This window comes from Mycobacterium sp. TH-M82 (genome assembly GCF_057473605.1).
Map to the genome: position 1 here is coordinate 1 of NZ_JBYCKY010000179.1, position 1,185 is coordinate 1,185.

Here is a 1,185-nt window from a genome sequence, read left to right on the forward strand (position 1 = left end):
ATCTCCTCGTCATTGCCGCCCATTTCGATTCGTCGAGTACACCAGTTGCGAGCGCCGGCGAAATCGCCCATCTGGAAATAGGCCTCGGCGAGGAACAGGACCGACCGTGCATCCTCGGGATTGCGTTGGACCTCGGCTAGCAACCGGTCACGTTCCTGCTCTGACTTCTGCCTGACCAGATGCATCCGTTCAGTGGGGTGCTGCTCGTGGAATTCAGGGAATTGAGTTGCTTCTGACTTTGCGATAGAGGTTCGCGTTTGATCAGTCGACATCGTCGGGATCCTGGATAGGTTCGGTGTGCCTTTGCTGGCGGTACCAGGCAAGTCGGCCTTTGCGAGCGGATTCGAGCCCGGCTTGGCGTGCTTTGCGGATGGCCTCGCCTCGTCCCTCGTGTTCGTCGTTGGGCGTGACATATCCTATCCGGTGCCGGCATGCAGCCGGACCGCATTCCAGAATTCGCGAGTGGAGGCGAGTTCGGCGCGCAGGGTGGCCGGGTTCTCGATCGCGAGCAGGTGCGGGAACTCGGCCTTGAGGTGGCCGTTGAAGCTTTCGATCCAGGCTTGATCGGTCGAGGTGCCAGGGCGTCCGAAGTGCTGGGCGATCGCACACATGGCCATGAACTCCCGGGCGGAGCCCGACGTCATCTGCGGGCCATTATCGGACACCGCGAGCAGGATCGGGCGGGCCTCGTCGTCGGCACCGATGTCGACGAGGCCGTCGGCGCGCCGCTCGACAGCCTCCAGGAGCCCTTCGGCCTCGAGCCCGTCGGTGAACCCGACCTCGACCTGGGTGGAGGTTTCCTCGGCGGAGACGACCTCGGTGATCCACTTTCGCGAGATCAAATCCTGGATGATCAGCACCGCCATCCCCGTCCTGGTGAAGTGCGTGGTGTCGTAGATCCAGATCGAGTTGGGCTTGTAGTCCACCCAGTCCGGAAACGGTTTGCGTTTCCAGCGACCCGGCTTGGGCAGTGGCCGGAAATGCTTGTCCGCCAGGTAAAGAACCCGACGCACACTTGACGGCGACACCACACCCGACCCAGGTAGGAGCCGCGGTGGGCCAGCTTGCAATGGCTGCGGTCGATCTCGCCCACTCATCGAACAGAGCCAAAATCTCGGCGGCTTCGGCGTCGAGCAGCCCGTGCGCGGGCCATCCGCGATGTCGGGAAACGTGTGAAGGTATAGC

The 1,185-nt window shown here is 62.7% G+C and carries 2 protein-coding genes; both read right to left on the bottom strand.

Going from position 1 to position 1,185, the window contains the following annotated elements; all coding sequences use genetic code 11:
- Window positions 1-272, bottom strand: a 272-nt coding sequence (locus tag AC2VON_RS05325; protein WP_486951997.1) for a tetratricopeptide repeat protein, incomplete at its 3' end; no start/stop codon positions are given.
- A gap of 144 nt (window positions 273-416) precedes the next feature.
- Entirely contained in the window at window positions 417-1,028 is a 612-nt protein-coding gene (locus tag AC2VON_RS05330) for a DDE-type integrase/transposase/recombinase (protein WP_486951998.1), read from the bottom strand.
- Between the last annotated feature and the right edge of the window lie 157 nt (window positions 1,029-1,185).